This window comes from Legionella sp. km535 (assembly GCF_003990085.1).
Lineage (GTDB): Bacteria > Pseudomonadota > Gammaproteobacteria > Legionellales > Legionellaceae > Legionella > Legionella moravica.
On sequence record NZ_RZGU01000002.1, the window covers coordinates 169,115 to 191,976 of the forward strand.

The window sequence follows — 22,862 nt, forward strand, 5'->3', positions numbered from 1 at the left end:
GAATTTAGACTACTCCAGGAGCTGAAATGCGTGCATCCCAATGGTTTTTAGCGACCCAAAAAGAGACGCCAAGTGATGCTGAAATCACATCCCATCAACTAATGCTCAGAGCAGGTATGATTCGTAAGCTAGGCTCCGGCCTTTACACATGGATGCCATTAGGTCTTAAAGTACTGCGTAAAATTGAAAATATTGTTCGCGAAGAAATGAACAAAACTCATGCCATGGAGGTCTTGATGCCAGCGGTACAACCTGCAGAATTATGGCAAGAAACAGGCCGATGGGAGACTTTTGGCGGTCAATTACTGACCATGCGCGACAGCAATGAACGGGAGTATTGCTTTGGCCCAACGCATGAGGAAGTAATCACCGATATTATGCGCAACGAACTTCGCTCCTACAAACAACTTCCTGCTAATTTTTATCAAATTCAGACTAAATTTCGTGATGAAATCAGACCACGATTCGGTGTTATGCGCGCTCGAGAGTTCATTATGAAAGATGCCTACTCTTTTCATTTGAGTATGGAAAGTTTGCAGGCTACCTATGAAAACATGTATCAGGCCTACAGCCGGATATTTAATCGTATGGGCTTAAAATTCCGCGCTGTAGAAGCAGATACTGGAGCTATTGGTGGCTCTGCATCCCACGAATTTCAGGTACTGGCCGATTCAGGCGAAGATTTAATATTTTATAGCGACAGCAGTGATTATGCGGCAAACATTGAACAAGCCACCAGTTTAATACCGGCTAAAACAAACGGTATTACAAGCAAATCGATGGAACTGGTTGATACGCCAAATCAAAAAACCATAGCGGATGTAGCGCAATTTTTAAAAGTCGATGCTAAAGAAACAATTAAAACATTAATTGTCCAAGGTACAGATCATCCTATGGTCGCTTTGGTTTTAAGAGGTGACGACGAACTCAATGAAGTGAAGGCAATAAAACACCCGATGGTGCACTCACCTTTGATTTTCATCGATGAAGAAACGATCCAGAAATCCCTTAATGCTCCGGTTGGTTCCCTGGGACCAGTGAATCTGAGTATACCCGTGATTGCCGATCACCATGCCTTGGCCATGAGCTCATTCATCTGTGGTGCCAATCAGACAGACAAACATTACATCCACGCAGCCTGGGATAGAGATGCCACTTGCACTGAAGCCTTTGATTTACGCAATGTAAAAGAAGGCGATGCAAGTCCGGATGGAAAAGGCAAGCTGCACTCATGCCGTGGTATAGAGGTTGGACATGTATTCCAGTTAGGCGACAAATACGCCAAAGCCATGAATGCAGCAGTACTTAATGAACAAGGACAATTACAGACCATGCTGATGGGATGTTATGGATTAGGGATTAGTCGTGTGGTTGCAGCCGCGATAGAACAACACCACGATGAACATGGCATTATCTGGCCCCAAGCCATTGCCCCATTCCAACTGGTCATTATCCCGATAAATGGGCAAAGATCCCAGAAGGTATCTGAGTATGCAGAGTATTTATACCAACAGTGTTCTAATTCAGGTTTGGACGTCTTATTGGATGATCGCAATGAAAGACCTGGCGTTCTCTTTGCTGACAACGATTTAATTGGTATACCGCATCGTCTGGTTGTCAGCGATCGCAACCTGGATCAGGATTGTGTTGAATACAAGGCACGGTCAGCTCAAGAATCACAGCAGATAAACAAAGATAATGTCATTGATTTCATACTCAGTCTGTTCGATTAAAGGATAAAAAGAAAAGTCCTGTCAATTATATTGAGGCAGCCAAGCTGCCTCAATATACAGTAAACACCAGCTTAAGGGACAAAAACCCGAATACACCGTACGCTACTACTGATGGTCTTACTGTTGAAAAACTGGTCTCCAAAGCCAAAGTACTGCGCCCAGGCGCTGAATTGAGCATTAAGAACATACTCGGATGAACTCCAATAAATAGAAGTCACAAAACCACCTAAATTTTTCAAAGACAGTGTTGCGTATAAGTTGGGTCTGAAATTCCCACAGCCAGCATTGGTATTAATACCTACATAACGACCCAACTCACAAATCGCGGGCAGATACCAATCTGTATATCCTTGGTCTATCTTATTGAGACAGATTTGCGCCGCTGGATATTGACCAACTGGAGTTACAAGAGAATTGGAATTGGTTAATCCATCCAGAAGACTGTTTGCCAGGGTGTCGTTGAATAATGTCGCCCACGCATATGGGAATGGCTCATCGAGTAATGCTGCCACTTTCCCGCCAATACTCCCCGTATTTGAAGTAGTATTATCTACTGTGAATAAATATCCTCCCTGATAAATACAACCATAGCCCAATATCAATACATTAATGTCGATTGGTGTGGCATTATCCGCACTGACCGTCACTACAGTAGGCACAGGGGTTCTTCCAGGTGATGTATTGCAAGAAATGGCAGTGGCATCAGGACTTGCAGTAGCTCCAGGAGTAATCGTGATGTCGCAGGTTGCATTCGAGATCAGAGTGCCAGTACAGGTATTACTCGATATTGAAGATCCTGATGGAAATGCGGTTGAGCTCACCTGAAGATTTGTAGCAGTTATACTTCCTGTATTCCGAATTCGGATGATGCGTGGAGTAAGGGTTAATGCCGGATCAGATGTGGGTAAGGGACTGTTGATGGATAAGGTCAGATTTGAGGTTAATGGAGACAATGTGGTCTGATTAAAAGTCACCTCAATCGTGTGATCGGCTTGAACTGTGTTCAACTGGTAGGTGGTGCCGCCATTTTGAACTACGTTCCCATCAAGTAGCCATTGATCAACGCCAAAATAAGCATCGGGAGTTGCGGTAAACGAAATACTGGATCCGTAATTAACCAACTGAGGCACTGCAGGAGAAATGGCTCCGTTCGTCCCCGCCGAAGGTGTGATGGTGTATTTTACGGGAGTAAAAATTACCTCTACAGTATGATTGGCCTGAATATTAATGAGCTGATAACTGGTACCGCCATTTTGAACGACATTACCATCCAGTAACCATTGATCGACTAAAAAATTGGCATCCGGGGTTGCAGTAAACGCTATATTTGATCCGGAAAGAACCACTTGATCCACTACTGGATCAATGACTCCGTTAGCACCAGCCAAGGGAATCACGGTGTAATAAGCAGGCGGTGGAGGTGGTGGTGGCGGTGGAGATGGCGGTTGATTTGTCAGACGAATACGTAACTCATCAGTCTCACTCGGCCTGTAACACATCAAGTTATTACCTTGCTGGCATAAAATAGGTCCTCCAAGCACGTCACCTTGCAGAGTAGAACCATTGATGTTAAGGATTAATGTACAGGTTCCATTAGCAGGAAGCTGGCAGGGTTGGCTTTGCGATATTCCTGGAATCTGTTTCATCACCAGATTTTTAGGACTGGTCGATTGATTTTTCACCGTGTAGATGACCTGCGCATTGCTGCCTTTATATACTGTAAGATCGATTGGTGTTTGCGGGGCAAAAGTCCATAAAGGCTTGGCGGCTTGCACACTGGACAAAAAGATAATTAATAAGGTAGCGGCACAGAGCACTGTTTTAAAAAAACATCCCTTTATTCCGCGCACAGTCAAGATCCTTATGCCATTTATTGAAATTTAAATTGAGTGTACAGGCAAATCTATAGAACAGCTATATAGTAGCTGTTCCTATCCCATGATAGTACGATATTAGTACTTTAAAATCAAAAGCTTCGTTTGATTTAGGGGCTGTTGACAGGTCAAAAGCATCATAAAGCTCAGCCGCAAATAACTGGATTTACAGCTTGAACTCAAATGCCCCTTGATGATGATTCAACTCGTCATGATTCAATTCGTACAATTCGTCAGAGGCCAATACATCTTCATCAGAATTAAGCTCGACCGCCACATCAATTTCAGGATGTTCTGCTTTATATTGTCTTAAATCACGTTCAAAATCATATAGATGACTAATGGAAGCAAATCGACGAATGAATACTCCTCCCTTGTTCTTTTCATCTGCAATACGTTCTTTGGTGAAGTCTATTTTCTCATGAAGAACATCTATCTTTTTAGCCTCATCAGCAATTTGACGGTCTAATTCTTTAGTTAAACTGGTCAGGTGTTGCTGAATGGATGCAGATAAATATTCTCCCAAATGACAATCAGGCCTTGTTCGTAATTCTGCTAATTGATAGTTCAAATCCTGCTCGGTCTCAACCAATTGAAATGGACTGGTTATAAATGAAGCAACACCAGATATCCATGTTTTGGGTGACCATATTGAACTTGCTGGTTCTACCTTCTCAGGATGAATCTTTTTAAACAATTCAATTAAGTCAGCTCTTAAATTGGAATCTTTTATTGTACCAAGATGCGCTATAACATGGCTGATTTCCAATGGGTCTACCACTGATTTATCCAAAAAGCGGTTCAAATCCAGGGAATTAATTACCTCTTTATCAAAGTAATGATTTTGTATTTCTTTAGGGAAATTAATTAACTGTTGAGGTGTAGTTCCAGAAGCATATTCTTGTAGTTCTAAAACTGTTCTTATCGTGCTCTGCAATTCTTCAGGAAATAACGCAACGTCTATCCGACTCGTTTTGCCTTCTTTAAGTAATTTAAGTTGTTCATCACGCAGTTTTACAAGGGTTATATGTCTGACTAATGGTAATTCAAGCTGCTTGTTTAACTGGGACAAGTCACTTTGCATCTGAGTCACTTGTGAATTATAACGAATGAAATCGTTTAATAATGGGAGGTCCCCTGAGCCTCTGACTATCAAATCAAAGTATTCAGTGTTTCCATTACTTCCCACGATTAAATCAACATCATTCGTTTTAAAACCTGCGAGTCCATCAAGGTCCTTTTTAATCTGTTCTTTTTTAATCACAACATGTTGTGATTCATTCAATAAGTCATAATGTTGATGTGAAATTTCATTCCAAAGACTGCGCAATGTTCCTCTTAGATGGATCAAAGGATTCACAATTTTAGATTTAGATTGACTGAGTTCTTCACATTTCAAAACAACACAATGCTGCATTTCAGCAATTGCATAAAGAGAGGCGTTTTCACCTCGAATCACATTAAGATTTTGAATAATTTCCTGCCAATCTTTATTGTCTTTTAACCAGGGACTATTCCGCGCTTCCAACTCTCGTATAACTTTTCTGAATTGTTCTTTTACTACCTCACTGTGTGCTTCCTCTTTGCACTGATTTATAAATCCAAGATCCAGTTCATCCTTATCACTGCCAATCACAGTTAATTCATTCAAAGTATTCAATGTTTGATTAATCGTATCACGAATATTTTTATGACCAAATGAAAACAACCACACCCCTTCGAGTTGAGCCTGATGTTGACTTAATTTTTTAAACAGATTATTTAATGCTGATTTTTGCAACAAGGGATCAGTAGAACGTTTTATTCCTTCTATCGCAAGAAGTAAGTCATTCGCTGCACGGGTTGCGGCAGAGCGTTCCAAAAGATACCAAAACCCTCTGTTTTCTTCTTTTGCCCAGGACAGTGAATCCTCCAGCTTTTGGACCACATCATTAACCACATTATTCAAATAGATGTCTTTTATAGTCTGAAGTTCCGGGTTCAGCGCAGCACCCGATTGTTGATGTACTCGTAGTAAGTCGTTTATAACAGGCTGCATACGATATTTTTCAAAATTATGCTCAGCACTTAACCATCGCTCTTCGTAATCAATTAAAATCAACTCAAGAGACAATAAGTTATCCGCGTTATTTGTCCGTTCAACCAAAACCTTTTTAACACTGGAGCTTAATGAAGATTGATTGATTTGATTAATCATATCATTTGCGAGCAATTTGATTTGATACTGAATAAATGGTTGCCTGTATTGCTGTATAGCACCATCAGAATATTTGAGCATCGCGCCATTAACATCAAGCGCTGATTTAACCATGCGGTTTACTTTTCGTTTTTCATGCTGAATGAATTTAATATTTTCACGGGTAGCTAATTTATTACGATTCAACTGCTCACTTAACGTGAGTTGATCGAGGTACTTTATACGTAATGCATTAACCGAATCCGGAATGACTTTAATCGCAGCTTTTTCTTTAAGTTCATGCCGAGTACTGTTCCAAATACTCTCAACTTGACTCTCATAATCACTCAGAGCGGTATCTAAAGTTTGAGTATCCAGATGCTTACTGGAAGAACGTCGAATATAAGGATTGGAAAAAACGCCTTCGGGATTACTTTCTTTTAAAATCAGCTTCCATTGCAACTCGAGTGTTCTTATTAAATCCTGCTGGATAAGGGACAGCTCAGAATCCAATTGTTTCCATTCCGCACGCGGATGAATTTGATGTAACAGTTCCTGCCAATGAACAAACTGCTCCAGTACAACTCTTTGGATGGTGTTGACTGATTGAATATAATAACGCTCTATTGCTTTTTCCTGCTTCCTGTCCCTGCGATTTTCATGCACGTCTTTTAATAACTTGTCTTTATCCTGATTTGAATTTATCGAACTGTTAAGAGAGGAAACGATGCCATTCTCTTCATGAATTGCATAAAATTGACTCGGTTTACCAAAGCCGGAAAGATTATCAAGAATCTTTCGTGCCTCACCTGATTTACTTAAATAAGATTGAATAGCCAGACACCCTTTGGAATGAACCGTTTTAAATTCGCCTGAATTGGCCAGGTAAGGAACAGTAATGGCAATTCTTGGCGCCTTGACTGCTTTACTCTTAAACCACTGATGTCGTCTTTCTGCAGGCTCAACACCTGTAAAAGTCTTTATTTCATATGAAGTTGCTGTGCTTTTAAAATATTCAACTAATTGCTTGTTTAAAGCCAAAGCATGCTCGGCATCCTTGGCGATTATCACTATAGGTTGTCCATGTTTCGCCGCATTCAGTCCAAGATGTATCTTTTGTAAATATTCAAGACTGTAAGTCTTCTGTTCGGAAACAGGTTCCTTGTGAGAAGCGCGGTGATGCGAAGGGACTCGAAAGGCTAGTTCTACATCCACATTGTGACTTAAACCGACTATTTCAGGTTTAAATACTGCTTCAGTATTCTGCTCTTCTGATTCCAATTCATTCAGCTCGTGCGCTGGTATTCCAATAAATTTAAAAAAGTCTTTTATATCTGTGGCTTTATATTCTTTAACGAGCAATTCGTTAGATACGTCTGTTTCATTATTCTGAACAAAAATCCATTGCAACGCAGCAAGAAAGACTTTGGTGTCCCTTTGATTTTCATCTGGAGGCAATTCAACACATCGATTATGTTGCAACTGGTTTAAAGACAACAAGATAGAAACAATTTGTGTTGTATTCAGGAATGTACCGGTACAACGAAAATATTGCTCTCGCATCACTGCAATCAAATTGAGTTGGGCATTAATGCGTTCTTGAGCACCCAATGAAGGATCATTCACTCGTTCAATAAACAAATCAGACAGCTGACGCAACTGTGCTCTGCTCAATGAAGTTAAATCAGAATAGGATCTTCTGCTAACATTTAAAGGACATTCTCGGCCAATAGCATTAATATAAACGACCTGTTGAACCAGATTAAATTGCTGTGCTGCTGACAAAAGTGAACCATCGCCAAGATTTTGGATTTTTGCCACAACACGACTCAGTTTAGTAGTATCAAACTGTTCTTCGAGAATTTCATTGGTTAATTGAGCGATTCGTCCTCTACTGCCTTTAAAATCACGACCAGCTTTAGGATCTTTATCAAAAGAGTCAATATAGGATTGAAGTTGCAATGAGTCTTTACGACGCAACTGGATGGAAAATTCATTTAAATCCGGAAAAGGAGGATAATCAAAAAGACCGGCGATATCCCTCAATAGAACTCGATGGGTATTGAGATGCTCTTTTAACTCTTGTAACAATTCAAATTGATTCTCAGTGGCCTCTTTTCCAAAAGAAATTAATATTTTAACCGTAAGCTTTTGCTCCTCTGAAAGAGTCTTGTCTTGTTGATTTAGTATTTCTAATTGTTCAACGAACTCAGCAACGTTCTTTGACACTAACCGTTCGACAGGGCTCTTCATGCAACAAAATCTCCTCAAATTTAGATTATTCGCATCATAATCTAATTTAATTTATTGCTCAAAATATAGCACATTAATACTTAAGAAAACCTGAAGAGACCTAAACTACATCTAAAACAGCAGCTAATAATTGACGGGTATAAGAATGTTCCGGGTGTTGTAAAATGGTGGCGCATTGTCCGTATTCAACCGCCACTCCCTCTTTCATTACTAATACTTCATCCGCAATATAGGACACAACCCCCATATTGTGGGTTATAAACAGATAGGATATGCCTGTTTCCTGTTGCAATTCCTTCAATAAATTCAGAATTTGCGCCTGAACAGACACATCCAATGCGCTTGTAGGCTCGTCGCAAATCAATACATCCGGCTCTGTGGCCAAGGCTCTGGCAATACAAATACGCTGCCGCTGTCCCCCAGAAAACTGATGTGGATAACGGTGCAGGCTGGTGCTGGGTAAATTCACTTGCTGGATCAATTGTTTTTGTCTGCGGGAAATTAATGACGAGTTCATACCCTGGGCATGCATGCCTTCAGCAATGATCTCTCCTACGGTCATTCGCGGATTCATTGATGAAAAAGGATCCTGAAATATAATTTGGACTTTTTTTCTATATCGCCTTAGAGCGCTGCCCCCAAGAGCAAGCACGTCAATATCTCGATAATTGATTTCGCCGCCAAATACGGGGATCAAACGTAATAATGCACGGCTTGCAGTTGTTTTTCCGCAACCAGATTCGCCTACCAGCGCCAAAGTTTTGCCTTGCTGAAGTGTGAAACTGAGGCCATCAACTGCCTTAAATACGGTCTTGTTTCGACTGAATAATCCTTTTTTATGAACAAAATGGATCGATAAATCAGTCACCGTAAAAATAGTCTCCGCCGTTCTGTCCGAAACGTTCCATACGGTGCTGTCCTTCTCCAACTGGGGTAATTGTTTCAATTCAGGATATAAATGACATCGAAGCTCTCTGTGATCAATCGTTTGTAATTGCGGTTCTTCTTTACGACATCGCTCAAAGGCATAGATACAACGAGGATGAAATCTGCAGCCGGAAGGCAAAGCATCCAGGGTTGGAACACTGCCGCTAATAATGGACAATTTTTCTTTTCTTTTGGCAAAAGAAGGTAAAGAAGCCATCAATTGCTGAACATAAGGGTGGCTTATTTGGGTAAAAAAATCAGTAACTCCTGCTTGCTCGACCACTTGGCCTGCATACATCACACACACTCGATCAGCCATTGCCTTGGCCACCCCCAGGTCATGAGTAATTAATAACAAACTCATTTGATGTTTCTTTTGCAATTTTTTTAATAAAGCCAAAATTTGAGCCTGAATAGTGACATCCAGGGCGGTAGTGGGTTCATCCGCAACTAAAATATCAGGATTGCATGCCAAAGCCATGGCAATCACCACCCGTTGCTTTTGTCCACCAGATAACTGATGAGGATATTGATGAATTCGATGATGCGGTTGAGGCATTTCGACCTCAGTCAACAATGAAATCAACGCCTCTTTAACTTCATTTGAGTTCAGTTGGTGATGCCTTATTAAAACTTCTGAAATCTGTTCCCCAATGGTCATTACTGGATTTAAAGCGGTCATGGGTTCCTGAAAAATCATGGCCAGCCGACGGCCTCTTAATTGCCTCATCAGGTGCTCTGGTAAATTTAATATGTCCTCACCATTAACATGAATCTGGCTCTCTAAACCATACACGCCTGCTTTAGGTAAAAGACGCATTAAAGCCAATGATGTGAGCGATTTACCACACCCGGATTCTCCCAATAAAACCAGAGTCTCGCCCGGAGATAAATTAAAACTGACCTTATCCAAAGCCACAACTGTTTTAGCCGGGCTTTTAAAAGCAACAGATAATTGATTAATTTCAGCAGTATTTTGCATGCGAGAAGTCACGAAGTCATAATCTTACACTGTAACAAGAGAACGGTTTAACTGGCAATAAAGAACAGGATTATGGCGACAAAATCTAATCCATACTTTTGATTCTACCCAGATTGGGAATTGTAACTTCTTTATAACTTATAAAAGTTGGATCAAAATTGGTGCTATTTCGTAAAGAATAAAAAAATATCAATCTCTTAACATTTAAAGTCAAAGCAGCAAAATAGGCTTGAGTTTGAGTGCTTTCTAATCCTCTATATTGTGCCCACGGCCGTCCCATTAAAAATATGACGTCTTTCCGAGCGTGGCGAGGAATCTCCTGCAAGGTTGCACGATCCCATTAAAATGCGGCCATTAAAATCATATCAGTCGAAATGATATAAAAATCCAGGTACATCTTCTGATGACATCATTAAATTCCTTGTAAAAAAAAGAGTTTAAAAGGTAATGATAATTAATGCATTAATTCAGATTGTGCCAATTTGCAGGAGATTCCTCGCCACGCTCGGAAAGACGTCACATTTTTAATGGGACAGCCGTGGTATTGTGCCGTGGTCACCTTAATTAATATAATCTACAGTTTGAATATGGAGGATAATTTCTTTTTAAATATCTTAAACTTGCATATCTTGGATGGTCAGTAGTATACTGGACGTTTGTATTCTAAGCTTAACTTCAATTTACCTGCGTCTTATATCTTGAAAACAATTAAATCAAATCTTTTCAGTATTCTTTGTATCTGTTTCAGTATTACGATTATTATATTATTAATAATATCAAATAAAGTATTAAATAAAAAAATTTCACAACTGCAACAGCAAACTTTTCAGATACAAAATTATCTATTAGCGCCTCTTCATGAAAATCTGGTTGAGCTTTTAAAGGTCTATTCTGCTCGTGATGAAAATGGACCTTTGGAATTAGTCCGTCATGGAAAAGAAAATGATGGAGGTTACTTAGCCGCTGTAAAAGCTTTAAAACAAGCTGATGTGCTTTTAGGTTACGGTATACATAAAGATAACAGTTTTGAAGATTATTTCTCATTAATTTATAACAAGCCGTCTTATGGCTTTGATTGTGGTGTTGAGTATATAAAGAGCAAAAGTAAATTATTTACTCTGGTAAAAGAGTGTATCGTGAGTGATGCTTTTTTATATAAACCAGCCAATACGAATCATAAAGTAACTTCTTTTGCTGAACAGGTAGATAACTTGAAAATAGAGGGTAAAAAACTATTTATAAAGATGGATATAGAAGGGGCAGAGTATGATGCTTTTTCAGGAATTATGAAGCATAAAGATAATGTTACTGGTATTGCTCTAGAGATTCATTTTAATGACGCAAGAAGCGTGCAAAATGCCATCACATTATTAAAACAGTTAGAAAAACACTTTGTATTAATTCACGTTCATGGCAATAATTATGCTACGAGTACCGGTTTTTCAACAACAAAATCGCTAGGTACAATACCTAATGTTATTGAGCTAAGTTATATTAATAAAGCACTGGTAACAAATTATAATTTATCAGAAGATCAATCACATCCCCGTAAAATTGATCAGCCTAATAATCCCAATAAACCAGATGCTGCTTTTACTATAATAAACTTGAAAAGTGCTGCTTCAACGAATGGTTTTTTGTAATCATTTAACCCCTTCTCTCTATGGGCTGTTGACATTTTTATTATATTCAAGCCTATTTTCAGCGACTTGTTCGCGGAATCGATAGATCGTGCGCAAAACAAGAATATATTGCGCCTATAAAGAGTGAATTGGATCCCGCGAACACGTCGCGGGACGTCGATACTTGAATTGTCAACAGACCCTAATCTGCATTTTGCATATTGCCAAAGTGATTGGCGACATAGGAACTTAATTTCGGCCAGATTAATTCTGGTTTAAGTTCTTTAAAAAGATCCACAGTTTGATCTTTGTATAAATGTTTAGGGGTATTTTGATATAAATCCGGTTTAAAGTCGTCAAGATGAACTGCGACATGATAAAAATCATCTTCGAAGGTCGACCAATCGTGTCTGCATATCCAGGGAGAAAAAATTGTAAATGAAGACTTATTCAATGCTTTTGCTATATGTATTGCGCCCCCTTCATTTCCTATGATTGCATCACATTGATTCATGATTGAAATAAATGTTCTTAAATCATAATTCGATAACTCAAAGAATATATTTTCTTTTGCTTTATCATTGCATAAATCATAAATTTTTTGTGCTGTATCTTTTTGATGAGGTAAAAAATTAAATAAAATATTAACATCCACCTGGCCTGCTATTTGATTTACAAGTGTTGCCATGTATTCCAGGGGGTAGGTTTTAAGTGGACAACTTCCAACAATATTCAACATGAGACTTTTTTTAGACGGAATACCGTGTTTTTTAAATAAAAATGCTGCATTTTGTTTTTCATGTTCAGAAAGATATATTTTGGGAAAGCGCTCAGGCAACCTATTATTTAAAAAGGGTTGAAGTAAAAGAAGTTTTAAATCTATCATTCGCCCGTGTTGGTTAACTTTAACAGATTCTCTGGGAATATTATCTGTATAAAGAAAAGTTCTGTATTTTTTTTTATATGAGATGCGACGTTTTGCTCCGCAAAGCAAAACAATAATCCAACTCTCCAATTTAGTATAAGCATCAATCACAACATCATATCGTTGGAGCCGTATTTGCAGAGCAAATTTTATAAAAGCCCGTACACTTGCCCTATGCTCAGGATGGATTGTAATTGCTTGATTGATATTAGGATTTCCTTCTATTACTGGTAACGCTTCTCTATTAATTAAATAATGAATTTCTGCGTTAGGTATTATTTTTTTTAAATTGTTGCAAATCACACTACTTAGTAAAACATCACCAATTTTTTTATGCTGAATAACCAAAATTTTCATTATTATTATTAAATCTGGAGTTTCTAGATGAAGTTCTATTATGTATGTAGATCCCATTTTGGACAACATTAATTTTTTGTTGTCATTAGGAGCTGTAGACAATTCAAGTCGCGAAAAGTAGGCTTGAAAATAATGAAATGGCAAGAGCCCCTAATGAGCATCTAAAAAGTTGAATACGTTACCTCCAATTAGCGAACATACCAAGCAAACGATTGAACACTATCTTCAAGAGCAAGCTCACGATGATGTGTTTTTCAAGGGATATTAGATTAAAAGATCAGTTTTTTTTTTGAAATTGAGCCTATCCCCCCCTGTTCCCAAATGTAGTATGCTAAAATAGTTCTAGTTTAAATTTGAGTGAATACCTATGTCTGAAAACTACACTGCGGAAGCGATTGAGGTCTTAAGTGGTCTTGAGCCTGTTCAACGTCGTCCGGGTATGTATACCGACACAACACGTCCAAATCATCTGGCTCAGGAAGTCATTGATAATAGCGTGGATGAAGTACTTGCAGGCTTTGCTAGCCATATCACAGTTACCCTTCATGAAGACGGTTCAATTGAAGTGGAAGATAATGGAAGAGGCATGCCGGTTGATCTGCATCCTCAGTTGGGTCTTAGTGGTGTCGAAGTCATCATGACCCGATTACATGCTGGCGGAAAATTTTCTGATAAAAACTACAGCTTTTCCGGTGGACTCCATGGGGTAGGAGTATCGGTTGTTAATGCCTTGTCTGAACGGCTTGATGTCACCATTAAACGAAATGGCATAATCTATCAAATGTCTTTTGCCAATGGCGACAAACTCTGTGAACTCAATGAAACTGGCGTAACTAAAAAAAGAGATACGGGCACGATTATTCGTTTCTGGCCCAATGCAAAATATTTTGACACGACTAAAATCTCTTTAAAACATCTTACCCATGTCTTAAGAGCCAAGGCAGTATTATGCACTGGCCTTTCAATGACCTTCATTAACAAGGCAACCAATGAAGAAACGCACTGGTGTTACGAACAAGGTTTAACGGATTACTTAAGCCAAACCCTGCCTGATGATTACTTACCTGAAGAGCCCTTTGCCGGTGAATTTAAAAGCGATGAAGCAACCGTTGACTGGGCATTAGTCTGGTCGGATGCGGCTAACAGTACATTGAATGAAAGCTACGTTAATTTGATTCCAACGGCTCAGGGTGGAACCCATGTGAATGGTTTACGCTCTGGTTTGTTTGATGCAATGGCCGAGTTTTGTGAATTAAGAAATCTCTTGCCGCGTGGCGTAAAACTTACAGCGGATGATCTTTGGGAACCCTGCCAGTATGTTTTGTCTGTCAAAATGAAAGAACCCCAGTTTGCTGGACAAACAAAAGAGCGCCTAAGCTCTCGGCAAACGGCTGCTTTTGTTACCAACGTCATCAAAGATGCATTTTCTCTCTGGCTAAATCAACACCGCAATCAGGGTGAAGCAATTGCCACTTTGGCTATAGAACGCGCACAAAAACGTCTGAAACAAGCCAAGCAGGTTGCAAGGAAACGAGTTAGCCAGGGCCCTGCCCTGCCTGGAAAGCTGGCGGATTGCTTACAAACCGATTTGAGTCAAGCCGAATTATTTTTAGTAGAAGGGGATTCGGCCGGTGGTTCTGCAAAACAAGCACGCAATAAAGATTTCCAGGCTATATTACCTTTACGAGGCAAGATACTTAACTCCTGGGAAGTTGAATCATCCCAGGTTTTAGCATCTCAGGAAATTCATGACATATCCGTCGCAATAGGCGTTGATCCCGGTTCAGACGATCTTAGTGGTCTTCGCTATGGAAAATTGTGTATTCTTGCTGATGCGGATTCAGATGGTGCCCATATTGCCACCTTGATATGCGCCCTCTTCCTTCGTCATTTCAAACCACTGGTCAAAGCTGGCCATGTTTTTGTTGCCATGCCTCCGCTCTATAGGATCGATGCAGGAAAGATAGTACATTATGCTCTGGATGACGAGGAAAAAACCCGAATCATCAATCATCTGAATCAGACATCCAAGGCAAAAGTGAACGTGCAGCGATTTAAAGGACTGGGAGAAATGAATCCCATTCAGTTAAGAGAAACAACCATGGATCCCAATACACGACGCCTGGTACAACTAACCCTGGATGATGAAGAATCAACAGAAGCGGTCATGGACATGATGCTTAATAAAAAACGGGCCGGTGATAGAAAAATCTGGTTGGAAACTAAAGGAAACCTTGCCGAGATCTAATCAAATGAAGCTCATATTCTGCATTCCTGATTGACCGCGTGCACCACGGTCAATCAAGATCCAGAGTCAAATATGGGCTTTACATAGAATGGATTATTACCATTTCAACATCGGTATCAGGTTGGAATAATCATCAGTCCATAAAAACTGATTGTTGTCACTGACAAAACGCCAATTCGTGCCTTTCATCAATTGTAAAGCCAATGGTTGATTCATGGTAAGCAAAGCCCATTCTGAATCAAACTGCCCAAGCTTGGGATCTCCCTTGTGAACCAGATTGAGCAACATCATATCCAAAGAACGGCTTACTGAATTCACCACAGGAAGTAAATGAAGATGTCGGTTACTCAGATTCACCAAAATCACCCCATCTTCAGTTAATTTCTTCTTATACAGGGTAAACGCCTCAAGGGTCATTAAATGAACAGGTATTGCGTCTGAATTAAAGGCATCCAAAATAATAAGCTGTTGCGAACCATCAGGTATTTTATTTAAGGCCAATCGACCATCATCTTTTATAATCTGCACTGAGGGCGAGCAGTCACGCAGATAGGTAAACAGTTTGGGATTTTTTGCCAAATCAATCACTTGTTGATCAATTTCAATAACTTTTAATTGGTCTGTTTCTCTAAATTGACAGACCATGGTCCCAGCCCCCAGACCCAATATGGTCACTGACATGGAATGCGATTCCTGTTGCATCGCTTCAACAACTGGTTTTATCGCACCATAATAAGCCCTGAAGCCACTGATCGGTTTTTTCTCTCCAAGCAATTGAAACCCATGCACCGTTGACTGGCTGACTAATACATGAGTATTTTCTTTAACCAATACTTGTTTTACTCCGAAAAAATTCCGCTGTTGCAATAAAATATTGTTATCAAGAAAAATAGGAGAATAGAGAAAGGCAAATAAAATAAACAAGGATAAAATGAGACTTACTCTGCTTTTATAATAAACGACAATGACAATCAAAGCCAAAAGCGCAGTAATCTGAAAGGTTGAAAATCCTGCATACCAGTTAATATGAGGTATCAAATAATGCAGAAGAAGCAAGAAGGTCACAACAAGTGGTACCCACCAATCTTTTGAGTAATTGGACAAAGGCAAAACAAACAAGCTCAACAGGATTGCCAATGGGTATTCATAAATTTGATTAAACAGATGAGTAGCGAGTATTCCATTGAATATCCCCGCAAGCACTCCGCCCAGAGCCAAACAAAAATAAAATAAAGTTAACAAATGTGGTTTGGGTCTTCTCTGGAACAGCTGCCCATGACAAAGTAGAGCCAAAACAAAAAAACTGGTCAAATTAGCCAGTATCACCTGCCAGACTCGAACCTGATTTGCTTTTAAAATATAACTAAGAAGAGTAAATACCAGGATAAAAACACAATTTCTTTTTATCCATTCATTGGAAATTAATGGTTTGCTTGTAAAGGTTAAAACAAAGGTCAGTAAGTACAAGGCTAAAGGCAGCACCCAAAATAAAGGAGTGGCCGCAACATCAGTAGAAATGTATAAGGTAACTCCTAACATCAAGCTACACGGAATAAAACTTAAAAATACCCAATACACCATAGAGCGCCAGGGCAAAGAGCCTGTCTCAATACGGTGTTGCTCCAAGGGTTTATAACGAGCGCTGTATAAAACAAACAATAACAACAACAAATACACCAGATACCCAATGCTCCAGAGATGAAATTGAAGAGTTATCCCCCAAACTCGCTCTATAATCCATGGATAAAGCAACAAAGTTATTAAACTGCCCAAATTACTGGCTATGTATAAGTAATAAGGATCTGATGCTCCTTTGCTGGTGGTTTGACTGTAAGCAAATTGTAACAATGGTGCAGATGCCCCAATAATCAATAAAGGCAAACCCAATTGCGAGAGTAAGTCATAAAGGATGTTCCATTCTGGATATGCTTCCATTTCTGAAGGCTTAAATAAAAGTGGAATCGCAATGATACTTACCACAATCAGCGCGGTATGAACCAAACGCCAGATCAAGGATTTATTAAAAAAGCTCAATAACCAAACGTATCCATAAGATATGAGCAAAATCCCTTGGAAAAAGAGCATACAGACGGTCCATACAGCAGGTGTTCCACCATAAACCGGCAGGATGGTCTTGGCAACCATAGGCTGGATGCTAAATAAAAGAACCGCGCTTAGAAATAAACTCACTGGAAAAAGAAAACGCAACACGAAGCAATCCTTGGCTGACGACACATGGTTATTAAAAACAGAGTATCAAATTATCGCATACTCACAAAGAAGCCATTTATGGTTCAATGGCCTATAATAGGGAATGTAAGGAGTGGTTACAATAGTTTCACATTATTGGTTTAAGTTCCGGTGCAGTTAACGTCCTTACGCTAGAGAAGAGAGAATGATTGCGAAAAATCTCCTATTTATCAAAAATAATACTAAATGGCTCATTTTTCATATTATGATACTCCAAGTTTAGTGAATAATGTCTGATCCCCTCATCCGCCTGCCGGCACCTTCTCCCGGAGGGAGAAGGCCATTCTAGAGAGATCTCACTAACAAATGACCTTCTCCCGGAGGGAGAGAAAGCAATACCAGTGAGATCTCGCTAACCAATGGCCTTCTCCAAAAGGGAGAGAAAGCAATTCCAGTGAGATCTCGCTAACGACCTTCTCCCGGAGGGAGAAGGTGCCGACAGGCGGATGAGGGGATCTTAAGGCCAGAGCTCCATCTGTTGCATTCTTTATGTTATTCCAATCCCATTAAACATTACATGTTGTTAAATCAACGCAGAAATGTGACCGGGATATAGAGGCAACGTCCCTAAAGTTCGTTTAATTATTTCGAATCAACTGATGCAGTTAACATCCAATGCGCTTTTTGATGAGCGGCGATACGATCGCTTAATAAAGTAACCGTTCCCTCGTCATTATTCTCCTGGGCAATTTTGATAGCCTGATTTAAATCATTGACTAAGGTACTGTTATCCTTGGCCAATTCAATAACCATTTGATTGGCGCTCAGGCTGGAATCACCGTCTTTGATGGTTTTTAATTGATTATATTCCGTAAAAGTCGCCGGTGCTTTATGCCCCATAATCAATATTCGCTCGGCAACCTGATCAACAGCCTCCGCCAATTCTTTATATTGCATTTCAAAAAGTTCATGTAAACTCTTAAATTGGGGGCCTTTGACATGCCAATGATAATTTTGAGTTTTAAGATATAAAGCATAAGTATCAGCCAAAGCCACTTCCAGTTTTTTAATCACGCTGCTCATAATATATCCCTTATTTATTATCATGATATTAATAATAGTTTAAAATGACTTAAAAACAACCTATTTCAATTTATTTGTAAACGGATACCTCAATCCCCAATCAATGATCACCATAAACAAATCGACTTTGATGCATGTCCATAATTACAAAAGCAAAGTTAATAATGGTATACAAAGAAATATTGGGCGAAGCGCCCAGCTGTTCATGTCATCAAAAAAAAACCCGCCATAAGGCGGGTTTTTAAGAGAAGCAGGGTAGCTTACATCATGCCGCCCATGCCTCCCATACCGCCCATGCCGCCCATATCGCCAGCACCAACGCCTTCATCTTTCTTAGGTAAATCTGCAACCATGCATTCAGTGGTTAACATTAAGCTTGCAACAGAAGCTGCATTTTGTAATGCCATACGAGTTACTTTAGTTGGATCCAGAATACCCATCTCAACCATATCACCGTATTCACCAGTTGCTGCGTTGAATCCATAGTTATCTTTATGTTCAGAAACTTTGTTTACAACAACAGAAGATTCATAACCAGCGTTAGTTACGATCTGACGCATTGGAGATTCGATAGCACGACGCAGAATGTTGATACCCATAGTTTGGTCATCATTATCACCTTTCAGTGCATCCAGAGCTTTTTGAGCACGAATCAATGCAACACCACCACCAGCAACAATACCTTCTTCAACAGCAGCACGAGTCGCATGAAGCGCATCTTCTACACGAGCTTTCTTCTCTTTCATTTCTACTTCAGTAGCAGCGCCAACTTTAATTACCGCAACACCACCAGCCAATTTGGCAACACGCTCTTGTAATTTCTCACGATCGTAGTCAGAAGTAGTTTCTTCCATTTGAGCACGAATTTGAGTAATGCGTGAATTGATTTCAGCAGCTTTACCTTCACCATCGATAATGGTTGTATTTTCTTTAGTAACAACAATCCGCTTGGCAGTACCCAGATCTTCCAGAGTAGCCGCTTCAAGGCTCTTGCCGATTTCTTCAGAAATAACTTGTCCGCTGGTTAAAATCGCGATGTCTTGTAACATTGCTTTACGACGATCACCAAAGCCAGGTGCTTTAACAGCACATACTTTAACGATACCGCGCATGTTATTCACAACCAGAGTTGCCAAAGCTTCGCCTTCAACATCTTCTGCAATTATCAATAAAGGACGACCTGATTTTGCAACGCCTTCAAGAACTGACAGCATGTCACGAATGCTGGAAACTTTCTTGTCAACTAACAGAATGAATGGATGCTCCAGCTCACAAGTCATGTTTTGTTGATTGTTGATGAAGTATGGAGAAATGTAACCGCGATCAAATTGCATTCCTTCAACAACAGACAATTCATTTTCAAGACCATTGCCGTCTTCAACAGTGATCACGCCTTCTTTTCCAACTTTTTCCATTGCTTCAGCAATAATGGAACCAATAGCTTCGTCAGAGTTAGCTGAAATAGTACCAACTTGTGCAATTGCTTTAGTGTCTTTGCAAGGCTTGGACATCTCTTGTAATCTTTTAGTAACAGCCAATACTGCTTTGTCTATACCGCGTTTCAGATCCATTGGATTCATACCGGCAGCAACCGCTTTATTTCCTTCAACAAGAATAGAACGTGCTAATACAGTAGCAGTAGTTGTACCATCACCCGCAGTATCAGAAGTTTTGGAAGCCACTTCTTTAACCATTTGAGCGCCCATATTCATGAAGCGTTGTTCAAATTCAATTTCTTTAGCAACAGATACGCCATCTTTAGTGACAGTAGGTGCACCATAAGACTTTTCCAATACCACATTACGGCCACGTGGACCCATGGTCACTTGTACGGCATCAGCCAATGCATTGACACCAGCAAGCATTTGTAGGCGAGCATCGTCACCAAAACGTAATTCTTTAGCCATTACTCAATCTCCTTAAACAATTAGATTAGATTACTTCTCAATTACACCCATGATGTCATCTTCACGCATCACGACTAATTCTTTGCCATCAATTTTAACTTCTGTACCAGAATATTTGCCAAACAGTACTACATCACCAACTTTTACTGCCAAAGCACGAACATCGCCGTTATCCAGAACTTTGCCAACGCCAACAGCAACAACTTCTCCTCTCATGGGCTTTTCAGTAGCACTATCTGGAATAACAATACCACCGGCAGTGGTACGCTCTTCTTCCATACGACGAACAACTACGCGATCGTGTAAAGGACGAATTTTCATACTTTTATCTCCTGATTTTAATTAAACTATGATTTATGTGTCTTGCCTGCCAACTGGCAAACAATCCTGATGACTGGCATATGGGGCCGAGAATAAAACTTTCAAGGGTAAAAACAAAAAATATTTTCGCTTTTATCGATACTGGCACTACAATGAGGATTAACTTTTTACTATATAAAGGCAAAGCATGAAAAAATGGCTTTTATTATCAATACTTTACTTTATTACTTCGCTCGCCAATGCTGACCCTCTTCCTGCATCGGAAGTATTCCAGGTGAATATAAATAAAGTCGATCCCAATACTTTTGTAATCCAGTGGGAAATAAAACCCGATTATTTTTTATACGGTGACCGAATCAAACTAACAGAACAAAAAGACAGTAATATTCATTTAGGGACCTTACGTTTTCCTCCAACCCTGAAAAAAACTGACAAGCAGGGGCATACTTATGATGTTTACAGAAATCAACTCGTTCTTCCGGTTGCAATTCTGGGTGAAGAACCAGGTGAAACCATCCTGAATCTGCATTATCAAGGCTGTTCTGATGATGGCTTCTGCTATCCTCCTGAAGTCAAACACATTAAAATAGCTATTGATGACCAATTGGCCCTTTCACTGGTTACTCTGGAACAATCATCAAATGATGCCAAAGTCACCACCAAGGCACCGCGTAACGAAATAGCACAGGTATTTGAAAATAATGGATGGGTAACCATACTGTTTATTTTTTTTGGATTTGGCTTACTGCTGTCGTTTACACCCTGTATTTTGCCCATGGTTCCCGTGTTGTCGGGGATCATCGTTGGCCATGGTAAGGATGTCACGACAAAAAAAGCATTTTTTCTCTCGCTAAGTTATGTTCTTAGTATGTCCATCACTTATGCTGTAGTCGGGGCAATCGTTGCAAAGCTGGGCGCCAATCTGCAAATCAGCATGCAATCACCATGGGCAATCAGCCTGTTCAGCCTGATTTTTATAGTACTGGCTTTATCCATGTTTGGCTTCTATGAATTTAAACTCCCTGATTCCTGGCAAGCTAAAATAGCCGGATCCAGCAGAAGTCAAAGAGGAGGACACTATTTTGGTGCCGCGATTATGGGCTGTCTTTCCACCCTCATTCTGTCACCCTGCGTTACTGCGCCATTAATCGGTGTATTAACCTATATTGCTCAATCGGGTAATGTTCTTTTAGGTACACTGACCTTGTTCTTCTTAAGCCTGGGGATGGGCACCCCCCTGCTGCTCATTGGGACTTCTGCCGGAAGATGGCTACCTAAAACCGGAAGCTGGATGAATGGTGTTAAAGCATTTTTTGGCGTCATGCTCATCGCTGTGGCCATTTATTTGATGGAGCGCATTATACCCGCTGGACTGACTATGGGATTATGGGGAAGTTTACTCATCTTTTCCGGTATTTATACGGGAGCTTTAACACACTCCGTCTCCAGTAAAGAAAAATTCTGCCAGGGAGCAGGAATCATCATGTTGGGCTATGGCTTGCTCATTTTGATTGGCGCCAGCATGGGGTCAACCAATCCATTACAACCTTTGGCAAATCTGCAAGCGGCTACAATACGCCCTGCGCAACAGACACCAAATCAACCCAAAACACTGGCCGCCATCAAGCGAGAAATCGAACAAGCAAAAGGAACTCCTGTCATGCTCGATTTTTATGCAGACTGGTGTGCCTCCTGCAAGGTTATGGAAGCAACGACCTTCCAGGATCCCAATGTCCTGGCCGCATTAAATCACTTTAAAATCATTAAAATTGATGTTACGGCTAATGATGCTGAAAACAAGGCCATCATGAATGAGTATCAAGTAGTTGCTCCGCCAACTTTTGTCTTTTTTAACTCACAAGGAAAAGAACTCAATGAGTTTAAGCTGGTTGGTGAAAGCTCAGCGAATGATTTTCTACACAACTTAAACCAGATAAACCGCAACTCCTGATATATCGTTACACTTATTGAACAACCTGCAATCCAGGAAAAAACGTGCTCCCGGATTGCTCTGTTCTTTTTCATGTATGCTGATAACCCAACACACAATGCGATAATGTCCTTGGCATAAAATATGCTAAGCAAGGGTTAACTTCATTTCTTGAGATCAACAATGAATGCCTTTAAATCGGATTTAATCGCAGGATTTAGTGTGTTTTTACTCGCTCTGCCACTGTGTCTGGGCATCGCTTTAGCCAGTCAATTTCCGCCACGTGCCGGAATTTTAACAGCAATTTTGTTGATCATACCATCATGACAAAATT

At 40.0% G+C, this 22,862-nt stretch carries 13 protein-coding genes; 5 read left to right on the forward strand and 8 right to left on the reverse strand.

Annotated features, from left to right (window positions below; all coding sequences use genetic code 11):
* Positions 1-26: 26 nt before the first annotated feature.
* Positions 27-1,733 carry a proline--tRNA ligase gene (locus ELY21_RS02020; protein ID WP_127106419.1) on the forward strand — a complete coding sequence of 569 codons (1,707 nt, stop codon included), beginning with the start codon at positions 27-29 and terminating at the stop codon, positions 1,731-1,733.
* Positions 1,734-1,804: 71 nt separating this feature from the next.
* On the opposite strand, the gene ELY21_RS02025 is transcribed toward ELY21_RS02020, so the two are convergent.
* The 3 genes from ELY21_RS02025 to ELY21_RS02035 form a co-directional block, all read right to left on the reverse strand.
* The gene (locus tag ELY21_RS02025) at positions 1,805-3,583 is read right to left on the reverse strand and encodes a DUF1566 domain-containing protein (protein WP_233588635.1); all 1,779 of its coding nucleotides are present in this window, start codon (positions 3,581-3,583) and stop codon (positions 1,805-1,807) included.
* 190 nt (positions 3,584-3,773) lie between these two features.
* Positions 3,774-8,036 (reverse strand): hypothetical protein, encoded by a 4,263-nt coding sequence (locus ELY21_RS02030; RefSeq protein ID WP_127106421.1) that lies wholly within the window; start codon positions 8,034-8,036, stop codon positions 3,774-3,776.
* 100 nt (positions 8,037-8,136) lie between these two features.
* A complete protein-coding gene (locus ELY21_RS02035) occupies positions 8,137-9,945 on the reverse strand; it encodes an ABC transporter ATP-binding protein (RefSeq protein WP_199741612.1) in 1,809 nt (602 codons plus the stop codon).
* Between the two features lie 698 nt (positions 9,946-10,643).
* On the opposite strand from ELY21_RS02035, the gene ELY21_RS02040 reads away from it, so the two are divergent.
* Entirely contained in the window at positions 10,644-11,588 is a 945-nt protein-coding gene (locus ELY21_RS02040) for an FkbM family methyltransferase (RefSeq protein WP_127106425.1), read from the forward strand.
* 181 nt (positions 11,589-11,769) lie between these two features.
* Here ELY21_RS02040 and ELY21_RS02045 read toward each other — a convergent pair whose 3' ends face one another.
* Positions 11,770-12,951 (reverse strand): glycosyltransferase family 9 protein, encoded by a 1,182-nt coding sequence (locus ELY21_RS02045; RefSeq protein WP_233588636.1) that lies wholly within the window; start codon positions 12,949-12,951, stop codon positions 11,770-11,772.
* Between the two features lie 265 nt (positions 12,952-13,216).
* On the opposite strand from ELY21_RS02045, the gene parE reads away from it, so the two are divergent.
* The gene (gene parE, locus ELY21_RS02050; protein WP_127106427.1) at positions 13,217-15,097 is read left to right on the forward strand and encodes a DNA topoisomerase IV subunit B; all 1,881 of its coding nucleotides are present in this window, start codon (positions 13,217-13,219) and stop codon (positions 15,095-15,097) included.
* 96 nt (positions 15,098-15,193) lie between these two features.
* On the opposite strand, the gene ELY21_RS02055 is transcribed toward parE, so the two are convergent.
* From ELY21_RS02055 to groES, 4 genes are all read right to left on the reverse strand, one after another.
* Positions 15,194-17,308 (reverse strand): fused MFS/spermidine synthase, encoded by a 2,115-nt coding sequence (locus ELY21_RS02055; RefSeq protein ID WP_199741613.1) that lies wholly within the window; start codon positions 17,306-17,308, stop codon positions 15,194-15,196.
* 621 nt (positions 17,309-17,929) lie between these two features.
* On the reverse strand, positions 17,930-18,370 hold the full coding sequence (locus ELY21_RS02060) for a Dps family protein (RefSeq protein ID WP_127106429.1): 441 nt from the start codon (positions 18,368-18,370) through the stop codon (positions 17,930-17,932).
* Positions 18,371-18,630: 260 nt separating this feature from the next.
* Positions 18,631-20,277 (reverse strand): chaperonin GroEL, encoded by a 1,647-nt coding sequence (gene groL / locus ELY21_RS02065; protein ID WP_127106431.1) that lies wholly within the window; start codon positions 20,275-20,277, stop codon positions 18,631-18,633.
* Between the two features lie 30 nt (positions 20,278-20,307).
* Positions 20,308-20,598: a co-chaperone GroES gene (groES, locus tag ELY21_RS02070; RefSeq protein ID WP_028384778.1), complete on the reverse strand. Its 291-nt coding sequence runs from the start codon at positions 20,596-20,598 to the stop codon at positions 20,308-20,310.
* A gap of 187 nt (positions 20,599-20,785) precedes the next feature.
* On the opposite strand from groES, the gene dsbD reads away from it, so the two are divergent.
* Together dsbD and ELY21_RS15535 are read left to right on the forward strand one after the other, a co-directional pair.
* A complete protein-coding gene (gene dsbD, locus ELY21_RS02075; RefSeq protein ID WP_127106433.1) occupies positions 20,786-22,549 on the forward strand; it encodes a protein-disulfide reductase DsbD in 1,764 nt (587 codons plus the stop codon).
* Between the two features lie 162 nt (positions 22,550-22,711).
* Positions 22,712-22,855 (forward strand): SulP family inorganic anion transporter, encoded by a 144-nt coding sequence (locus ELY21_RS15535; RefSeq protein ID WP_158618494.1) that lies wholly within the window; start codon positions 22,712-22,714, stop codon positions 22,853-22,855.
* Positions 22,856-22,862 lie beyond the last annotated feature (7 nt).